The organism is Paenibacillus sp. SN-8-1, from assembly GCF_050995535.1.
GTDB lineage: Bacteria > Bacillota > Bacilli > Paenibacillales > Paenibacillaceae > Fontibacillus.
The window spans coordinates 3282001-3298707 of sequence record NZ_CP194782.1 but is presented as its reverse complement, the minus strand read 5'-3'; the positions used below and the strand labels follow the sequence as shown (position 1 = coordinate 3298707).

The window sequence follows — 16707 nt, the reverse complement described above, 5'->3', positions numbered from 1 at the left end:
ACAAATGTCGGAATATTAGTGTAAATTCAAATTTTTGGTAACAAAATGAGCAGAATATACGTTTGTTTATAAAACCCCATTAATTAAAGAATTTAATTTTAAATGAAGGGAAGATCAGATATGAAAAAATGGATGCCGGCTGCCATTGTGGTAGTTCTACTAACAGGAACAATGGCTCTTGGAAACTCGGTAGAGGCAAAGACATCTGATAAGATCAAGGAACAGGTATTTATTAATGGAGTGATGCAGAGTGACGCTCTTGTCGAAAAAGGGAGAGCTCTTATTCCCCTCAGGTCCCTGAATGATCCGAATTGGCTGACCTACAATTATGATGCCAAGACCCATACCGTGACGGCCAAGAGCAAGGACGGCAGTAAGGTGATTAAGCTAAAGGCCGGTTCGAAGACTGCCACAGTTAATGGAAAACAAGTTTCACTTGATCTCAGTGTTGTAAATAAAAAAGGTCGTACCTATGTGCCCCTGCGCTTTGTCAGCGAAGCATTGGGCGGTACTGCCTACTATAATGCGAAAGACAAGCGGGCTATTGTAAGGACTCCAACCGGACAGGCAGCGTTCAATACACTGATGAAGGGTGATCTAGTGGATGCACGTAAGGAGGCGCTTAAACTTATCGCTGTGGAAGGACCTTATGATTGGACTCCTCACGGGGAAGGGTACAGGACGACTTACCAGTTTCCGGAGGGCCAGGCTCTGCAATATTCCCAAACCTATAGGCTCCTGACCAATTATATCAAGATCAACCAGGATGGGATTGCCGAAGTCATCGGACAATTGGATGAAATGGGTAACAAGACAAAATCGCGAGGGATTAAACCTGATTACAAAGGTGGGTATGTATATTTTTCTGATGATTTAATGGCTGAGCTATTGACTTATGGGAAAGTAGATTCTTTAGGTAAAGACACGGAGTTGGGACGGTTCGATTACAATCAGCATCCAGAGTTTAGAGAGCATAGATACAATTTCATTCTTCCAATTGAAGGGGAAATCCGCAAAGACGCAAAGTAAGCTGACAATCGGCATTATTCACTCTCAGGCCGTTTTATTGCTGAGGCATTATAGGGGTAGTAAGGGTAGAGTGCATCGATGGATGCACTCTTATTTTTTACTTATATGTATTAGGGGGATTTTAGTAATTGATTCACGGAGTGTTTACTATTTCTATCTATTCTTAGTCATGTAGTCCAAATACAAATCCTAGATCGTTGATTCTGATCTGTTGTTTTTCTGAACTGTCGTCTCCATGGATGAGATCGAATCTCCCTGGCATGAATAGTCATGGAGAGAAGAAAACCCGCATAGGCTCACTTCTAGGAGGAATTGGTGGCTTTAGGCAGATACAGTATCAGGAATGTTGCTTTAGTTCAACTTATTTACCTGATATAATAGATTTGATTACCTCAAATTTCATAGAATTATAAGGAGTGAATTATGCTTCAGCCGAGATCGCAAAAGTACAGCGCTGAAAAGAAGCGAAAGCTGCAGCGCCAAAGCCGATTCTGGATGCTAGTCAACTTAACCTTGATTGTATTGATCGGACTTGTTCTTACCTTTTCTTATTTTAATAACAAATCACTTGGAGGAAGGACTGTCTCAGACAATCCTGCACAGAATATTACGCCTCAGAGCAACAGCAGCAATCAGAATTCTACGGGAAATAGTTCATCGGTTACGCCTACGGATACCAGCCAGACCAATCCGGACTCCTCAGCCGAGACAGTGGGCACGAATACGAATGGAAGCCTGGTTATTAATTTTGGCGGAGATACGATCTTCTCGGGTAAAGTCGCAGACAAGATGGACCAGAACGGGATCGACTCTCCTTTCAAGTACGTAAGAGATCTATTCCAGAAAGATGATCTGACTGTTCTTAATTTGGAGACACCCGTAACTACCAGGGGCGTAGGAGCGCAGAACAAACAGTTCGTCTTCAAAGCCCATCCCGATGCGCTTAAAGCCATGAAGAATGCAGGAGTGGATGCGGTCAATGTTGCAAATAATCATACTTTAGACCAAGGTGTTCAAGGTTTGTTAGATACACTGGATCATCTTAAAACTAACAAAATATCATTTGCTGGAGCAGGCAGAAATAGCAATGAAGCATACGCACCGGTATACATAGAGCGTAAAGGCATCAAGATTGCACTGTTTGGCTTTAGCCGTGTACTTCCAGAACTGAGCTGGAATGCTAAAGCAGACAGGCCGGGGATTGCGGGTGTATACAACGACGATGTGAAATTAGCAGTTAAGTCCATACAGGATGCACGAAAGAAATCAGATTTGATTATCGTAGTAGCGCATTGGGGAAAAGAAAGAGTGACCGTTCCTGACAGCAATCAGACTTCACTCGCGCATTCCTTTATCGATGCCGGGGCTGATCTCGTAGTTGGCGGGCATCCGCATGTGCTGCAGGGCGTAGAGCAGTATAAAGGCAAGTGGATTGCCTATAGTACAGGGAACTTTGTATTCACTAAGGCAACGAACCGGCCCAAGACCTGGGATACAGCTGTATTCCAGGCACGTTGTTCGAATCAAGGGAAATGTGATTTGCGGATGATTCCGTATTTCACTGAGATTGGGCAGCCTGTACCCAAGAATGCCAAGGATGGCGCCAAGCTGATCAAGGAGATTGAAAGCCTGTCGCCAGGCGTCAAAATTGATTCAAATGGAAATATTAGATCAAGCAAGAGTGATACCAGTCTAGGACTCATACCTTCTGATACAGTAAATAAGGTCGATACCAGCATGAATAACTCGGGTTAACTAAAAGGAGCGGTCCAGATGACAGAATACTGCGTGGCCCATCGGGGATTCTCGGGGATCGCCCCTGAGAACACAATGGCAGCGGTTAAGCTTGCTATGGAAAATCCCTACGTGAATTGGATTGAAGTTGACGTTCAGTTGTCAAAAGACGGGGTGCCTTTTCTAATTCATGATTACACGTTGAACCGAACCACGAATGGCAGAGGTCCGGTCAAGGATGCGCTGTGGAGTGAGCTTAGCAAGCTGGACGCAGGAAGCTGGAAGTCTGGCATGTATGCACAGGAGAGACTTGTCACGCTGAGTGACTTTCTGAAAGCCGTCAAAGGACGGCTTCTTGTGAATCTGGAGATCAAGACAGAGGCTAACAAATATCCGGGAATCGAACAGACTGTGATTGATACGGTCAGGGAGCACGGCATGGAGAAGGAAGTGATCCTGACTTCTTTTGATACCGGGGCACTTAGGAATGTCCGAAGCATAGATAGTGAGATCCGTACGGGGATTATCATTGATGGTAGACCAGCTGATCTGCTTGATCGTCTGCGGAGCCTAGGAAGTGATTTTCTTTCTATTTCCTATAGGCACCTGACACCGGAATTTGCAGCTCATGCTGTGGAAGCAGGTATCCAGGTCATGGCCTGGACCATTGATGATGGGAAGACGATGAAGCGGATAGCTGAGATGCATCCAGACATCCTCATCTGTACGAACCGGCCGGATGTATGGCGGGAGACATTTATAGATAAGCGTTCAGCTAGAAGCAGATTTGGATTTTTTAAATGGGGAAGGAAGTAGATAAGTATGAAATCAATAGTCCGTAATGTATACTGCGTGGGCCGGAATTACCGCCTCCATGCGGAAGAGCTCGGTAATGATGTACCTTCGGAACCCATGATTTTCTTAAAGCCCTCCCACGCCGTCGTACCGATGGATGGGGCAATTATAAATTTACCTGGCGACAAGGGTGAGGTTCATTATGAGGCTGAACTGGTGCTTCGCATTGCACGTCCATATGTTACTGGAATATCTGTTGATGAGCTTGTGGATGTTATGGCGCTGGGCATTGACTTTACGCTTCGGGATGTTCAAAGTGTACTTAAGAAGAAGGGTCATCCTTGGACCGCGGCCAAAGGATTTCGCAGCTCGGCTCCGTTAACGCCTTATACTGCCTTCCCGGGTACTGAAGAAATAGGACTTACGAGCTTTGAGCTGATTAAGAACGGAGAGACCGTGCAGCGTGGAAATACGCAGGATATGATCTTCTCTCTTCAGGAGATCGTTGACTATATTGCAGATCATTATGGACTGGATGAAGGAGACTTAATATTCACGGGCACTCCTGCCGGAGTAGGTCCTGTAGCAGACGGAGACGAGCTTACGCTGCGACTGGGGGAGCATACTCTTGGCAGCTGCACGATTGAGTTTAGCGGGTAACCCATGGATTGGCTGATCGGATTTATTTGTTCTTCGGTTGTGGCAGGGGCCGCCTATTACAAGCATTCACTAACTCTATCAGGTATGTGTGCAGCGGTGATCATGGGAACGGTGTACTATGGCGCGGGGAATGCCTTTTGGTTCGGTACACTGCTGTTGTTCTTCATCACTTCCACGCTGTTCTCGAAATGGAAGAGCCGCCGCAAGGAGGAATTGGAGAAGTCTTACGCCAAGAGCGGTCAGCGCGATGCTGGACAAGTTATGGCTAATGGCGGCCTCGGAATGCTGGTATGTCTGGCTAACTGGTTCTGGCCAGATCCGCTTTGGGCCTATCTGTTCATTGGAATTATGGCCTCGGTTACGGCGGATACGTGGGCAACGGAATGGGGCGGTCTGAGCCAAAGGCCACCCCGTTCTGTGTTAACGTGGAAGGTGCTCCCGGCGGGCACCTCAGGTGGAGTATCATGGCTGGGGAGTACCGCAGCCGCGGCGGGCGCCATTTTGATTGGGATAGGGGCTTGGCTTCTATTGGAGCTAAGCGGGCTATCCGGCGGACCGATCCTTTTATGGATTGCAGCCGGCGGAATTGGCGGTCTGGCGGGGGCTTTTACCGACTCAATCTTGGGAGCTAGTCTACAGCGAATGTACCGCTGCCCGGTGTGCGGCCGGGAGGTAGAGGTTACTCAGCACTGCGGGAAGTCAACCGAACGCATACGTGGACTCGCGTGGATGAGTAATGATGCGGTCAATTTGCTCAGTTCTCTGGCTGGAGGGTTGATCGCGTTATGGATCGGATTCCTGGCAACATAGGAAGGGTGACGAATATGAGTGAAGTGCAGGGAGACAAACATAAAGCTATACTCGATGCGGCTTTCGCCTTGTTCGGTTCCCAAGGCTTCTATGATGCCAAGATCTCGGACATCGCTGAATTGGCTGGCATAGCGAAAGGTACGGTATATTTGTACTTCAAGAGCAAGGAGAAGTTGTTCGCTGCGGTCTCGGAGCGTGATTTCAATGATTTCCTGAGCAAATTGAATACCGGCCTTGAGGCAAGTGAAAGTCTACAGGAGCAGCTGCAATTCATTGCCAAACATCATTTGGAGTATTACTATGAACGGAAGGACCATACGAAATTATTTTTTATGGCCCCCAATAATGATCCCGAACTGATGGGGTTGATGAAGGATTTCCTCCGCAGTTATATGGCTGCGGTGTACCAGATTCTTGATGAAGCTGGCGTGCCGGAGCCGATGCTTCATGCGAAAGCCTACATCGGTATGCTGGATCAGCTGAAGATGGATATTTTATTTGACCGATCGTTAACCGAGGTAGACTTGAACAAGAACATTCTTTTCGTATCCCGCTTGTTTATGCATGGTTGTCCCATTCAGGATGAACCAGCTACGTAAGCATCCAGGCGAAGAGCGAATCAAAATACATGGGTAGAAGTAGGGAAACCAAGCGATGAATATAATGACTGTAGAGCAAATATCCAAGAGTTTTGGCGAGAAGGTTCTTTTCCAGGGAGCCTCCTTCGGGATGGAAGATCAGGACAAGATTGGCGTAGTCGGTGTGAATGGCACGGGCAAATCGACCTTTCTACGCGTAATTGCAGGCCTGGAGCCTGCGGATGAAGGGAAGATTGCCGTTAACAATGATGTGCGGATTCGTTACCTTGCTCAGAATCCGGACTATAATCCGGATATGACCGTGCTGCAGCAGGTGTTCCAAGGGGATAGTCCTGAGCTTCAGGCCGTCTATGAATACATGGAGACACTGAAGTTAATGGAAGAGAATCCGGCTGACCAGTCACTGGAAGATAAAGCGTCGAGGCTCAGTCAGGAGATTGACCGCCTGCAGATATGGCAGCTGGAAAGTGAAGCGAAGAGCGTATTGTCCAAGCTGGGAATTACTGATTTCTCCAGGCTAATGGGGACTTTATCCGGTGGGCAGCGTAAGCGCGTGGCACTGGCATCCGCGTTAATTCAGCCATCAGAGCTGCTGATTCTGGACGAGCCCACGAACCATATTGATAACGATTCAGTTGCGTGGCTTGAGCAGTACTTACAGAAACGCCGCGGAGCCCTGCTCATGATTACGCATGACCGTTATTTCCTCGATCGTGTAGCTTCTGTGATGCTGGAACTCGACCACGGTCGTCTATTCCGCTACGAAGCGAATTACAGCCGCTTCCTGGAGCTGAAGAGTGAGCGTGAAGAGCGGGAAGCCTCTGCGGAGCAGAAGAGGCAGAATCTGCTGCGTACCGAGCTTGCCTGGATTCGAAGAGGGGCCAAGGCACGGACAACCAAGCAGAAGGCGAGGATTGATCGTTTCGAGGAACTTCAGAATCAGAAAAGCGAGGTTCGCACCGGGGCAGTTGAGATGTCGGTAGCTTCCACACGTCTCGGGCGAAAAATATTAGAGATTAACCATCTGGGTCAGAAAGCGGGCGACCGCACACTGATCAAGGACTTATCCTATATTGCGGTACCGGGTGACCGTGTGGGTATCGTTGGACCGAACGGCAGCGGAAAGTCTACGCTGCTGAATCTGATTGCAGGCCGGCTCACGCCGGATCAGGGTGAGGTCGTTCTTGGGCAGACCGTCAAGCTGGGTTATTTCACCCAGGAGCATCAGGAGATGAATGGGGAGCAGCGGGTTATTGAATATATCAAGGACGAAGCCGAAGTGGTGACTACAGCTGATGGATCGCGAATCACAGCTTCGCAAATGCTGGAGCGTTTCCTGTTTGAGCCAACGATGCAGTGGACCCCGATCTCCAAGCTGTCCGGCGGTGAGAAACGCAGACTGTATCTGCTTAGAGTGTTAATGGGAGCGCCGAATGTGCTTCTGCTCGATGAGCCCACGAACGACCTGGATATTCAGACCCTTACAGTTCTGGAAGCCTATCTTGATGAGTTCCCCGGGGCCGTCTTCGTTGTCTCCCATGACCGTTATTTCCTGGACCGCACAATCGATAAGATCATGGCCTTTGAAGGTGAAGGAGCCGTAGCCGTTCATGTAGGAGACTATAGCGATTATGAGGAACGCCTGCGCCGTGAAGGCAGTGGTCAGGCTGACTCAGGTGAGAGTCAGAGCAAAGCCAAGAAGAATTCGGAGAAAGAATCTTCCGCTTCCCCTTCTGCTCCTTCTCCTAAGGAGAAGGTTAAATTCAGCTATAACGAGCAAAGGGAGTACGAGGCCATAGACGGCTTGGTTGAAGCTGCAGAGCAGAAGATCACAGATCTTGCGAATGCCATGGAGCAAGCCTCAAGCGATGCTGCCCGGCTGCAGGAGCTTATGCGGGAGCAGCAGGAGGCGGAGGCCGAGCTCGAACGTCTGATGGAGCGATGGACCTATCTGAATGAGCTGGCTGAGCGAATTGAAGCCCAGCGTAACGGATAATTAAATAGTCAGCATTATATAAGTTGAATTTAAGAATCACTTATAGGCAAGAGTGTGAAATGATTCTGGAGAAGCGGAGCGTTCGCATTTGTGATCAGACTTCTACCTATAAAAATTCAAATTAAGAAGTCTGAGAACAACAGCGATCGTAAGAACATTTCATACGGCTGACTAGCATGTAAATCAGTAGTTCAACTTATATAGCTGCTAAAATTTGAATAAGCCTCCAATCCCGTGTTATTCGTGGAATGGAAGGCTTATTTATTTACTTCGAGCTTTATTTTTTAGGTACCGATGGGTTACGACTACTTAGAGAATTGAACTAGCTTGGGTCCAAAGGAGCCAAGCTTTCAAGCCCATTCATATATTTACGTAGGGCAGGGGGGATGTAGATCGACCCATCCTCCCTCTGATGATTCTCAAGAAGAGGAATCAGAATCCGCGGAGTAGCCACGGCTGTATTGTTCAGGGTGTGACAGAATTTCAGCTTACCATCATTCGGATCACGATAGCGGATATTGGAACGCCGTGCCTGAAAATCCAGCAGATTCGAGGAAGAGTGGGTCTCTCCATAAGCCTTACGGCTTGGCATCCAGGTCTCAATATCGAACTGCTTGTAGGTCTTCTGAGACATGTCCCCGGTGCATACCGCCATCACCTGATAGGGAAGCTCCAGCATCTGCAAGAGATCTTCAGCATTGCGGGTTATTTCTTGGAGCATGATCTCCGATTGCTCCGGGTCATTTGCACAAAGTATGATCTGTTCCACCTTTGAGAACTGATGAACCCGGTACAGTCCGCTAACATCTTTGCCTGCCGAGCCTACCTCACTACGAAAGCAGGTCGACGCTGCCGCAAGTCTGATGGGGGAGGTTAGGTCTACAATTTCACCTGCGTAGTGAGTGACAAGAGGGACTTCTGATGTGCCTACGAGCCACTTGTCTTCTCCCTCCAGGTGATAAGATTGGTCCTTCCCAAGAGGGAAGAAGCCTGTGCCTGTCATAGCTTCAGTTGTGACAATCAGCGGCACTTCCAAGGGGATAAAGCCACGATCTATCAGCATATCAAGGGCAAGCTGCTGTACAGCTCTATGCAGAAGAACACCTGCTCCGCGGAGATAGTAGTTTCGGCTGCCTGCAGCCTTGACCCCGCGAGGGATATCGATTATGCCATGAATTCTCCCCAGTTCAACATGATCTCTCATTGGAAAATCGAAGACAGGCGGTTCACCTTCAGTTCGTAACAGGACATTATCTGCATCCGATCCGCCAATCGGCGTGTCGGGTGATACCGTATTAGGAACGAGCAAGCTCAATGCCAAGACCTGCCGGTCTAATTCAGCCAGATCGTTCTCTAGATGGGATAGCTTTGTATTATTAGCTTTTACCTGCTGCTTTAATACAGCAGCATCTTCACTGCGTTTCTCATGAACGGCTGTGCCAATCTCTTCGGACCATGTATTCCGGTTCTTCCTGAGCCGCTCAACCTCATGAAGAACCCTCCTTCTCTGATCGTCCAGCAATAGCAGTTCTTGGACATCAAGACGGATACCTTTCTGATCCGATACCCTTTGTACTTCCTCGGCGTGACTTCTTACCCAGTTCAAATCTAACATGTTCACCGCTCCTTTATTTGTAAAAAAATACAAAAAAGCGCTCTCGTCTGTTGGGACGAGGAGCGCTAGGACTCGCGGTGCCACCCAATTTGATTAAGCCAATTCTTAGCTTAATCCTCTTTGGTCCGCGATAACGGGCGGTTCCGGTTAACTTAGAAGGAACGGGTCCTTTTGACGAGAACGCCTCCGAGTTGGATTCTCTTCATCGGCATGATCTGCTGTAACATTTTTAGTAGTATAACCTATTCATTAAGCTTCAAGCAAGAATAACCCAGTAATCAATACCCAGACAAGAGGCACACAGACTAGAATATAGGCCAGCTTGAACTTTCTTTTGTGATAGGCCCACCAGCAGAAGTAAGCAATGATGATCGAAATTGGATAAGCGAACAGCATAAAGGACGAAAATTCACGGAGATTAGGTGAATTCGGGAAAAATGAACCACCCGACAGGACTCTGACCGCGGTCAGGATCACTCCGGGATAGAACACAAGCGCAGCTGTGTACAGAAGATTTAATAAGGCTAGAACAACAAAGGCAACAGGATTCTTCAAGTTGGGCCTCCTTGTCTTATTTCACAACGATGATTTGCCGAAGCGCTCTGGAATCCCCGGTAAGCTTCTTCTCGGCTGAATTAAGCTGGGCAGATCCATCCCCGTCCAGAAAGATGCCCTCTTTCGGCATTCCAGGAGCTATGGACTCTTGAATGGCTTGTCTGAATTCCGCCGCGGTACATAAGGTAGGCGTAGCGATCAGCCAGAGCCTTTGGTCGGCGTCATAGACCATACCTGAACGCAGCCTCTTATCGCCGGGGTAAGGCAGGTGCTCCTGCTCGGCAGCCGCTTCCCACAAGTCGTTGTTCATTAGGCTCATACTAACACCACCCTGGGCGAAGTAGCGACCCCGGTCAGTGACCTGGATGTCAGAGGCTGATGAGACAACCTGCACGGAGTAGGTGCCTGCTGCCTCGTCCCATACCAGGGTACCGCGAGGATACTTCACATTGAACCAGCCGCTTCCATACTGCCCTGGAGCTCCGGCAACCGGCTTGTCGTTCACAGAGGCGATAGACAAGAGATCTTTTCCGTAAAAGAAACCGCCATTGATTCCGTAACCGGAATACATGGACAAAGGTCCCTCCGCAGACTGGAGTGTAATCTCACCGGGCCGCGAAATGAGCGCATGAAGCTTCACGTTATTCGAGGCTTTGACCTCGAAATACGTGTAAGAGTGGGGGAGCCTGGATGCGCTCCCCCATAATAACAACAGCACTACACAGGCAGCCAGAGTGCCGGCAGCTGCTATTCCGCGGTAATTCAGATGAAGCTTAAGCTGTAACATATGCGCCAAGCAGCTTGACGGTGTTAATCACAGCTTGCTTATGCGTACGCTCCATCGAGTGCGAGGCGTGTACACCAGGACCGATCAGTGCGGCGCGAATGTTGTGACCCGCCCCTAATGCGGCGGAGGCGTCAGACCCGTAATACGGATAGATATCGACCGCATAAGGGATGCCGCCAGCTTCAGCAAGCTCAATCAGCTTGCTGGTCATGTCATAATCATAAGGTCCGCTGGAATCCTTGGCACAGATGGAGACGTCGGTCTCCTTGCAGCTCAGATCGTCGCCCATAGCACCCATATCCACAGCGATCATCTCATGAATCCCATCAGGAATATGTGCTGCGCCATGTCCAACCTCTTCATAATTCGAGATCAGGAAGACCAGGTCATGACGGGGTGTCCAGCCCTCACGCTTCGAGGATTCAATCAGCCCGAGAAGAGCTGCGACACTGGCCTTGTCATCGATATGCCGGGATTTGATGAAGCCGCTTGGTGTAATGACTGCGCGGGCATCGAAGGATACGAAGTCACCGGTCTGGATGCCCAGCTTACGAACATCTTCTTTGCTCTCTACAAGCTCGTCAATCCGAACTTCCATATTGCTTTCTTTGCGCGGGAAATCTCTCGCATCACTATATACATGGACAGAAGGGTGGGTAGTCAAAATCGTCCCCGTATATACCTTGCCGCTGCGGGTATGGATTTGGCAGTATTCGTTCTCGATACTATGCATCGAGAATCCCCCAACCGAAGTAATTGCCAAAGTGCCGTGAGCCGTGATCGATCTTACCATGGCTCCCAAAGTATCCACATGGGCGCTGAGTGCAATCCGGCGGCTTTCGTCTTGACCTTTCAGCGTTAATATGGCGCCGCCTTTCTCATTAAGCGAGAAAGTAACGTCAAGCTTCTTGGCTTCATCTTCAACCAACCTTATGGCCTGCTTCGTGAAGCCGCTTGGGCTTGGCGTATCGAGCAGTCTTTTTAATACGTCCAACACGTAGTTCTCATCGACTGAAATTTTCATAGTACCTCCTATAGGTTATGTATTGGATGGCTTCAGCTAAAGACTGTGTATCATAGTCTTTGTTCAATGTTATAAAGAGGGGCCTTGCTTATCTTGAGGCTGATCTTCAGCCGTCTTAGGTTCTGGTTCGGCAAATACATAACCTGTTGCCTCCTGAACCTCAGCGAGCTGAGCTTTGAGCCGCCGATTCTCTTTATCCAGCCGGTAACTCCGATATAGGCCGAACGAACCGACAATAATTCCGCCAAGCAGCGTGGAGCCTATGATGAGCAGAATAAGCGGGATCTGAACCACCCCGAATATAAGATTAACATCTACGCTTCTCACATTGATAACTGCGAATATGGCTGTCACTAAAGCAAATATTAAAGCAGCAATCAGGGACCATTGTATTCTCATGGTACACCTCCTCTTAGGACAGTATAAAATCCCTTACCCAAAGCGGGCAAGGGATTTATCAATCTGATTCATTCGATTATTTCGTCAAATTCTCCATTTGTTCGATAAGTTCCCCGAACACACTCATCGCTTCACGAATCGGCTGAGGCGAAGACATGTCAACGCCAGCTTTCTTCAGAATATTAATAGAGTAATCACTGCCGCCGCTCTTCAGGAAGCCAAGATAACGATCAACGGCTGGCTTACCCTCTTCAAGAATTTGCTTCGAGAAGCTGGTTGCAGCCGAGAAGCCCGTTGCGTATTTATACACATAAAAGCTCGTATAGAAATGCGGGATGCGGGCCCATTCCATCTCGATGTCCTGATCGACAACCATACCTGGTCCATGATATTTCTTGTTCAGATCATAGTAGATCGACGACAATGCTTGAGGAGTAAGAGATTCTCCGGCCTCCGCACGCTCGTGGATGATCTTCTCAAATTCAGCGAACATCGTCTGGCGGAACACCGTCGTCCGGAACTGATCCGCGTAATAAGTCAGCAGATACAGCTTCTGTTTCGGATCGGTAGCATGCTTCAGGAGATAATCCATCAGCAGTGCTTCGTTCGTAGTCGATGCCACTTCAGCGAGGAAGATTGTATATTGGGCATCCCGGTATTTCAGGGCCTCATCCGAGAAATAAGAATGAAGCGCATGACCCATCTCATGGGCAAGTGTGAACATGCTGTTCAGGTTATTGTTATGGTTCAGCAGAACATAGGGGTGAGTACCGTATGCACCCCAGCTGTATGCTCCTGTCCGTTTGCCCTCATTCTCATATACATCGATCCAGCGGTGATCAAATCCTTCCTTCAGCACTTTCAGGTAATTCTCACCCAGTGGCTGCAGCCCTTCGCTAACCAGTTTCTTCGCCTCATCATAAGTGATACCCCATTTGTACTCCTCCACAAGAGGAGCGAACAAGTCGTACATATGAAGCTCATCCACGCCAAGAAGCTTCTTGCGAAGCGCCATGTATCTGTGCAGAAGAGGGAGGCTTTCATGGATCGTGTCAATCAGGTTCGTATAGACCTCTTTGGGAATGTTGTCACCATAGAGAGACATTTCCAGAACAGAAGGATACTTGCGAACATGAGAATAGAAGATATTCTTATTCACATTTGAACTGAGTGTAGCGGCTAGAGTGTTCTTTTGTTTGCCGTAAGTTTCGTAGATGGCTTTGAATGCCCGCTGACGGACTTCACGGTTCGGATTCTCCAAAAACTGGATGTAGCTGCCATGCGTCAGCTCAACCTCCTTGCCGTTCTCGTCCTTGATCTTGGGAAACTTCATGTCCGCATTATTGATCATGCCAAAAATATTCTTCGGTGCTTGCGACAAGTTGCCAACTTGGGCCAGAAGCGCTTCCTCAGCTTTGGTGAGAACATGAGCCTTCTCACGTTTGATCTCCTGGAGCGTGAATTTATAGTCTGCCAGGACCGGGTTCTCTATGAATCCTTCCAGTTCTTGTTCCGGCAGAGAGAGTATCTCCGGTGTGATATAAGAGAGGGCTTCACTGATTTCTACGCTGAGCTTCTTAGCCTTCTCAACCAGAGCTTGATATGTAGGGTTCGTGGTATCTTCATCATGATGAAGATGTGCAAATACGAACAGACGCTCAATTTCGAGCGAGATTTCATCCTCAAGAGCAAAAGCGGCTTTGATATTCTCAGCTGTATTTAACTTTCCTTCATACTCGGAAGCCTTGGATTTCTTCTGTTTGACCTGCTCATAGGACTGATCCCAGGCCTTCTGATCTGGAAACAGGTCATTCAGATTCCAACTGTTGGCTTCAGTCACTTCAGAACGTTTAGGTAATGTGCTCATCGGTATCCTCCTTGGAAAAGTTAGAGATAGTGGCCGTTTCTCTTGAACAGTCCGCTTATCCATATCCGGTGCTGAAGTGGTCAACAGGCTGCAGGTCAACATTATCGAGAGGAGCGTGGAGCATCTCAAGGGCTATTCCTCCCAATCCTTTTTGCCAATAGTATGACCGAAGATTAGGCACAATATGAGAATAAGCGGACCAGGTATTCAGTTAGGCCAGATAACTGTAGATCACTAATACAAAAGCCATGACAATCATAACTAAAGCCGTTATGGCCATAGGGCGTTTTAGCTTCGGGGGGATATTATTTTTGTTCAAAATAAGGATGAATCCCAAAGCTATAGCTAGAACAATAAATAGGGCAACTCTTGAATAGTCCATAGGTAATTCTTAAAACTCCTTTAGGCTCAATCTAGACTTGTTTGAAGGAATTCATCAGGGTGCGCCATTCTTCTTCTCTTCCTTCAAAATCCTCTTTGGGAAAACGGTTCTGCGCCCACTGCATCAAGGCCGGACGACTAAGAAAGGTGTGGGTTTCTTCTCCCCATTGATCGGAGATCTCACGCAGGACAATATACTTTCCTTGCACTTCAACCGTCATCATATTCCATTTGTCTGTTTTGTAAATTTCATGTTTTTTGATCATCGTGCTCTGTCTCCAGTCTGCTTCATAAAGTTCATGTATTCAGTCTATAGTATGATCTGTATTATAGGAAAGCATTTGCAAAAGCTTTCTAAAATCATACCGCACGGTCTTGCGGAAAGCAAATGTAACAGAGGGGAATTTAGGTAAAAATCCGACTGGAGATGCAGGCCTTTAGACGCGTTGCATTGGAGTTGCACATCGGTTATAATTTAGATATTCGCCATTCAATGGCGTTATTTTAGGAGGTTGTTCATTTGAAAGGTACAGTTAAATGGTTTAATGCAGAAAAAGGTTATGGCTTCATCTCTGTTGAGGGCGGCGAAGATGTATTTGTACACTTCTCAGCTATTCAAGGCGAAGGCTTCAAGTCTTTGGATGAAGGTCAAGAAGTTGAATTCGAAATTACTGAAGGCAACCGTGGCGCGCAAGCAGCTAACGTATACAAAATATAATTGCACTTCACCTTATAAAGAAAAACACAGCTCCGTGTGGGCTGTGTTTTTTTGCCCAATTTTGACCGGGTACATAGGGTAGTGATACACTGAAAAGTATATAGACTTATTACAATGGGGAGCGTTACGGTATGAAATTCAAATTATTCAAAGAACGTAAAGGTAAGGCTGACCAAGCCAAAAATAATCAATGGGTCAAACTAAGCCGTGAGATTTATATGCAGGCACGTAAAGGCGGTCCAAACCCTGAAGCCAATTTCGGACTTAAGACGGCAATCGCCAGCGCCCGTGCGATCAAGATGCCAGCGGATAACATAGAGCGCGCAATCAAGAAAGCATCAGGCAACACGGATAATGTGGATTACGAGGAAATTTACTATGAAGGTTATGGTCCTGGTGGTGTTGCCATCATGGTGAAATGCTTGACGGACAATCGTAACCGTACAGCAGCAGACGTCCGCGCGATCTTTAACAAAAGAGGCGGTAATATGGGTGAATCGGGCTGCGTAGCTTATATGTTCGACGAGAAAGGTTCCCTTATTATTGATCGTGAGCAGTTTGAGGATATTGACGAGGATACCCTGCTCCTTCAAGCTGTGGAAGCTGGAGCTGAAGATATGGTTACTACGGATGAGACATTTGAGCTTGTCACCCACCCGCATGAGCTGGAGAAAGTGAAGAGTGCTCTCGAAGCGGAGAACTATGAGTTCAGTACGGCTGAAGTTCGCTGGATACCGCAGAATACAGTGGATGTGGAAGGCGAGAATGCCGAGAAGCTGCTGAAGATGATGGATGCTTTCGAGGATAATGATGATGTACAGGATGTCTACTCCAACTTTGAGATCAGCGCATCCGAGATGGATCGTATCGGTTAATACATTTGAATTTACAAAAAGGGCTCTTACCCCCGCATTCAAGGGGTAAGAGCCTTTTTGTAAGCTAAGATGAACTTGGGAAGTGCTAATTTGGCAAGAGTGTGAAGTGATTCTGGAGAAGCAAAGCTTCAGCCTCATTTAGTATTCATATGTTCAACTTAAAATCATTATAATCGGTTCCTTATCTCCCGATGCTAGTCCACAATACGCAGAATTTCAGCTACGTCCTTACGCGGCGTCGCTTTCGGTGAGACGGCAGGGTGGCCTAGAGCGATTACCATATTTACCCCGCGGTCGTCCGGGATATCTAGAAACTCACGAAGCTGCTCTTCTGCGAGCAGAACGGGTCCGGTCATAGGACAGGTTGCAAGCCCTTTGGCATGCGCGGCGAGCATCAAGTTCTGGGAAGCCAGACAGCTGCTCTTCAGTCCTTCTTCCGCCCAAATTTCAGGGCTTCCGAACTCTAGAGGATCAAAAATTCTGTCGCGGAACTTGGAGGCATATGGGGTGGATAAGCACACAATCAGTACAGGCGCACCCGAGAAGGCTGTTGCGTATGGGCCAAATGATTTGACCAGGAGTTTGGCTTCACGTCCAAGCCCTTGCTTCTCCGCTTCGGCTGCTTTTAAATGCAGCTGTTCCCAGGTGAAATCTTCAATTTGTTTGATCTTGTCGCGATTGACAACAGCGATGAATTCCCAGGTCTGAGAGTTGGTATCGCTGGGTGCGTATCTGGCGCAGTCAATAATTTCTTCAATATCCTGGGTCTGAACGCTTTCCTCAGTGAAATCGCGTATACTGCGACGGGTTTGAATAATCTCCGCAAAATCCTTGAATTCCATTAATTTCCCACCTTTATTAAG

At 47.8% G+C, this 16707-nt stretch carries 17 protein-coding genes; 9 read left to right on the top strand and 8 right to left on the bottom strand.

The annotated features are described in order from the left end of the window. The first annotated feature begins 120 nt into the window (after positions 1–120). The 7 genes from ACRRNK_RS16095 (at position 121) to ACRRNK_RS16065 (ending at position 7623) form a co-directional block, all read left to right on the top strand. Complete coding sequence (locus tag ACRRNK_RS16095) at positions 121–1029, top strand: copper amine oxidase N-terminal domain-containing protein (protein WP_433943725.1); 909 nt, start codon at positions 121–123, stop codon at positions 1027–1029. Positions 1030–1452: 423 nt separating this feature from the next. Next, complete coding sequence (locus ACRRNK_RS16090; RefSeq protein ID WP_433943724.1) at positions 1453–2784, top strand: CapA family protein; 1332 nt, start codon at positions 1453–1455, stop codon at positions 2782–2784. An 18-nt stretch (positions 2785–2802) separates the two neighbouring features. Then, complete coding sequence (locus ACRRNK_RS16085) at positions 2803–3579, top strand: glycerophosphodiester phosphodiesterase (protein WP_433943723.1); 777 nt, start codon at positions 2803–2805, stop codon at positions 3577–3579. A gap of 6 nt (positions 3580–3585) precedes the next feature. Further along, on the top strand, positions 3586–4218 hold the full coding sequence (locus tag ACRRNK_RS16080; RefSeq protein WP_433943722.1) for a fumarylacetoacetate hydrolase family protein: 633 nt from the start codon (positions 3586–3588) through the stop codon (positions 4216–4218). A 3-nt stretch (positions 4219–4221) separates the two neighbouring features. Further along, the gene (locus ACRRNK_RS16075; protein ID WP_433943721.1) at positions 4222–5028 is read left to right on the top strand and encodes a DUF92 domain-containing protein; all 807 of its coding nucleotides are present in this window, start codon (positions 4222–4224) and stop codon (positions 5026–5028) included. Positions 5029–5042: 14 nt separating this feature from the next. Beyond that, positions 5043–5627: a TetR/AcrR family transcriptional regulator gene (locus ACRRNK_RS16070; protein ID WP_433943720.1), complete on the top strand. Its 585-nt coding sequence runs from the start codon at positions 5043–5045 to the stop codon at positions 5625–5627. Positions 5628–5682: 55 nt separating this feature from the next. Then, positions 5683–7623, top strand: a complete 1941-nt coding sequence (locus ACRRNK_RS16065; protein ID WP_433943719.1) for an ABC-F family ATP-binding cassette domain-containing protein — start codon at positions 5683–5685, stop codon at positions 7621–7623. A gap of 322 nt (positions 7624–7945) precedes the next feature. Here the strand turns inward: ACRRNK_RS16065 and serS are convergent, their stop codons facing one another. The 7 genes from serS to ACRRNK_RS16030 form a co-directional block, all read right to left on the bottom strand. Next, a complete protein-coding gene (gene serS / locus ACRRNK_RS16060; protein WP_433943718.1) occupies positions 7946–9238 on the bottom strand; it encodes a serine--tRNA ligase in 1293 nt (430 codons plus the stop codon). A 249-nt stretch (positions 9239–9487) separates the two neighbouring features. After that, positions 9488–9793, bottom strand: coding sequence for a hypothetical protein (locus tag ACRRNK_RS16055; protein WP_433943717.1), 306 nt, complete (start codon positions 9791–9793; stop codon positions 9488–9490). 16 nt (positions 9794–9809) lie between these two features. Further along, entirely contained in the window at positions 9810–10580 is a 771-nt protein-coding gene (locus ACRRNK_RS16050; RefSeq protein ID WP_433943716.1) for a hypothetical protein, read from the bottom strand. Beyond that, entirely contained in the window at positions 10567–11604 is a 1038-nt protein-coding gene (locus ACRRNK_RS16045) for a M42 family metallopeptidase (protein ID WP_433943715.1), read from the bottom strand. Before ACRRNK_RS16045 ends, ACRRNK_RS16050 begins: the two co-directional genes overlap by 14 nt. Before the next feature lie 69 nt (positions 11605–11673). After that, positions 11674–12003: a LapA family protein gene (locus ACRRNK_RS16040; protein WP_433943714.1), complete on the bottom strand. Its 330-nt coding sequence runs from the start codon at positions 12001–12003 to the stop codon at positions 11674–11676. A gap of 76 nt (positions 12004–12079) precedes the next feature. After that, positions 12080–13870 carry an oligoendopeptidase F gene (gene pepF, locus ACRRNK_RS16035; RefSeq protein ID WP_433943713.1) on the bottom strand — a complete coding sequence of 597 codons (1791 nt, stop codon included), beginning with the start codon at positions 13868–13870 and terminating at the stop codon, positions 12080–12082. Between the two features lie 413 nt (positions 13871–14283). Then, positions 14284–14517, bottom strand: a complete 234-nt coding sequence (locus ACRRNK_RS16030; RefSeq protein ID WP_251375803.1) for a hypothetical protein — start codon at positions 14515–14517, stop codon at positions 14284–14286. A 254-nt stretch (positions 14518–14771) separates the two neighbouring features. Here ACRRNK_RS16030 and ACRRNK_RS16025 point away from each other — a divergent pair, with 254 nt between their 5' ends. Together ACRRNK_RS16025 and ACRRNK_RS16020 are read left to right on the top strand one after the other, a co-directional pair. Then, positions 14772–14969 carry a cold shock domain-containing protein gene (locus ACRRNK_RS16025; protein ID WP_127200876.1) on the top strand — a complete coding sequence of 66 codons (198 nt, stop codon included), beginning with the start codon at positions 14772–14774 and terminating at the stop codon, positions 14967–14969. Positions 14970–15100: 131 nt separating this feature from the next. Continuing rightward, on the top strand, positions 15101–15844 hold the full coding sequence (locus tag ACRRNK_RS16020) for a YebC/PmpR family DNA-binding transcriptional regulator (RefSeq protein ID WP_433943712.1): 744 nt from the start codon (positions 15101–15103) through the stop codon (positions 15842–15844). A 194-nt stretch (positions 15845–16038) separates the two neighbouring features. On the opposite strand, the gene ACRRNK_RS16015 is transcribed toward ACRRNK_RS16020, so the two are convergent. Then, positions 16039–16686 (bottom strand): nitroreductase family protein, encoded by a 648-nt coding sequence (locus tag ACRRNK_RS16015; RefSeq protein WP_433943711.1) that lies wholly within the window; start codon positions 16684–16686, stop codon positions 16039–16041. Positions 16687–16707: the final 21 nt, after the last annotated feature.

Bases quoted from the DNA above. Each gene is read 5' to 3' on its own strand.
- ACRRNK_RS16095 (WP_433943725.1), top strand. From the start codon at position 121: ATGAAAAAATGGATGCCGGCTGCCATTGTGGTAGTTCTACTAACAGGA.
- ACRRNK_RS16090 (WP_433943724.1), top strand. From the start codon at position 1,453: ATGCTTCAGCCGAGATCGCAAAAGTACAGCGCTGAAAAGAAGCGAAAG.
- ACRRNK_RS16085 (WP_433943723.1), top strand. From the start codon at position 2,803: ATGACAGAATACTGCGTGGCCCATCGGGGATTCTCGGGGATCGCCCCT.
- ACRRNK_RS16080 (WP_433943722.1), top strand. From the start codon at position 3,586: ATGAAATCAATAGTCCGTAATGTATACTGCGTGGGCCGGAATTACCGC.
- ACRRNK_RS16075 (WP_433943721.1), top strand. From the start codon at position 4,222: ATGGATTGGCTGATCGGATTTATTTGTTCTTCGGTTGTGGCAGGGGCC.
- ACRRNK_RS16070 (WP_433943720.1), top strand. From the start codon at position 5,043: ATGAGTGAAGTGCAGGGAGACAAACATAAAGCTATACTCGATGCGGCT.
- ACRRNK_RS16065 (WP_433943719.1), top strand. From the start codon at position 5,683: ATGAATATAATGACTGTAGAGCAAATATCCAAGAGTTTTGGCGAGAAG.
- serS (WP_433943718.1), bottom strand. From the start codon at position 9,238: ATGTTAGATTTGAACTGGGTAAGAAGTCACGCCGAGGAAGTACAAAGG.
- ACRRNK_RS16050 (WP_433943716.1), bottom strand. From the start codon at position 10,580: ATGTTACAGCTTAAGCTTCATCTGAATTACCGCGGAATAGCAGCTGCC.
- ACRRNK_RS16045 (WP_433943715.1), bottom strand. From the start codon at position 11,604: ATGAAAATTTCAGTCGATGAGAACTACGTGTTGGACGTATTAAAAAGA.
- ACRRNK_RS16040 (WP_433943714.1), bottom strand. From the start codon at position 12,003: ATGAGAATACAATGGTCCCTGATTGCTGCTTTAATATTTGCTTTAGTG.
- pepF (WP_433943713.1), bottom strand. From the start codon at position 13,870: ATGAGCACATTACCTAAACGTTCTGAAGTGACTGAAGCCAACAGTTGG.
- ACRRNK_RS16030 (WP_251375803.1), bottom strand. From the start codon at position 14,517: ATGATCAAAAAACATGAAATTTACAAAACAGACAAATGGAATATGATG.
- ACRRNK_RS16020 (WP_433943712.1), top strand. From the start codon at position 15,101: ATGAAATTCAAATTATTCAAAGAACGTAAAGGTAAGGCTGACCAAGCC.
- ACRRNK_RS16015 (WP_433943711.1), bottom strand. From the start codon at position 16,686: ATGGAATTCAAGGATTTTGCGGAGATTATTCAAACCCGTCGCAGTATA.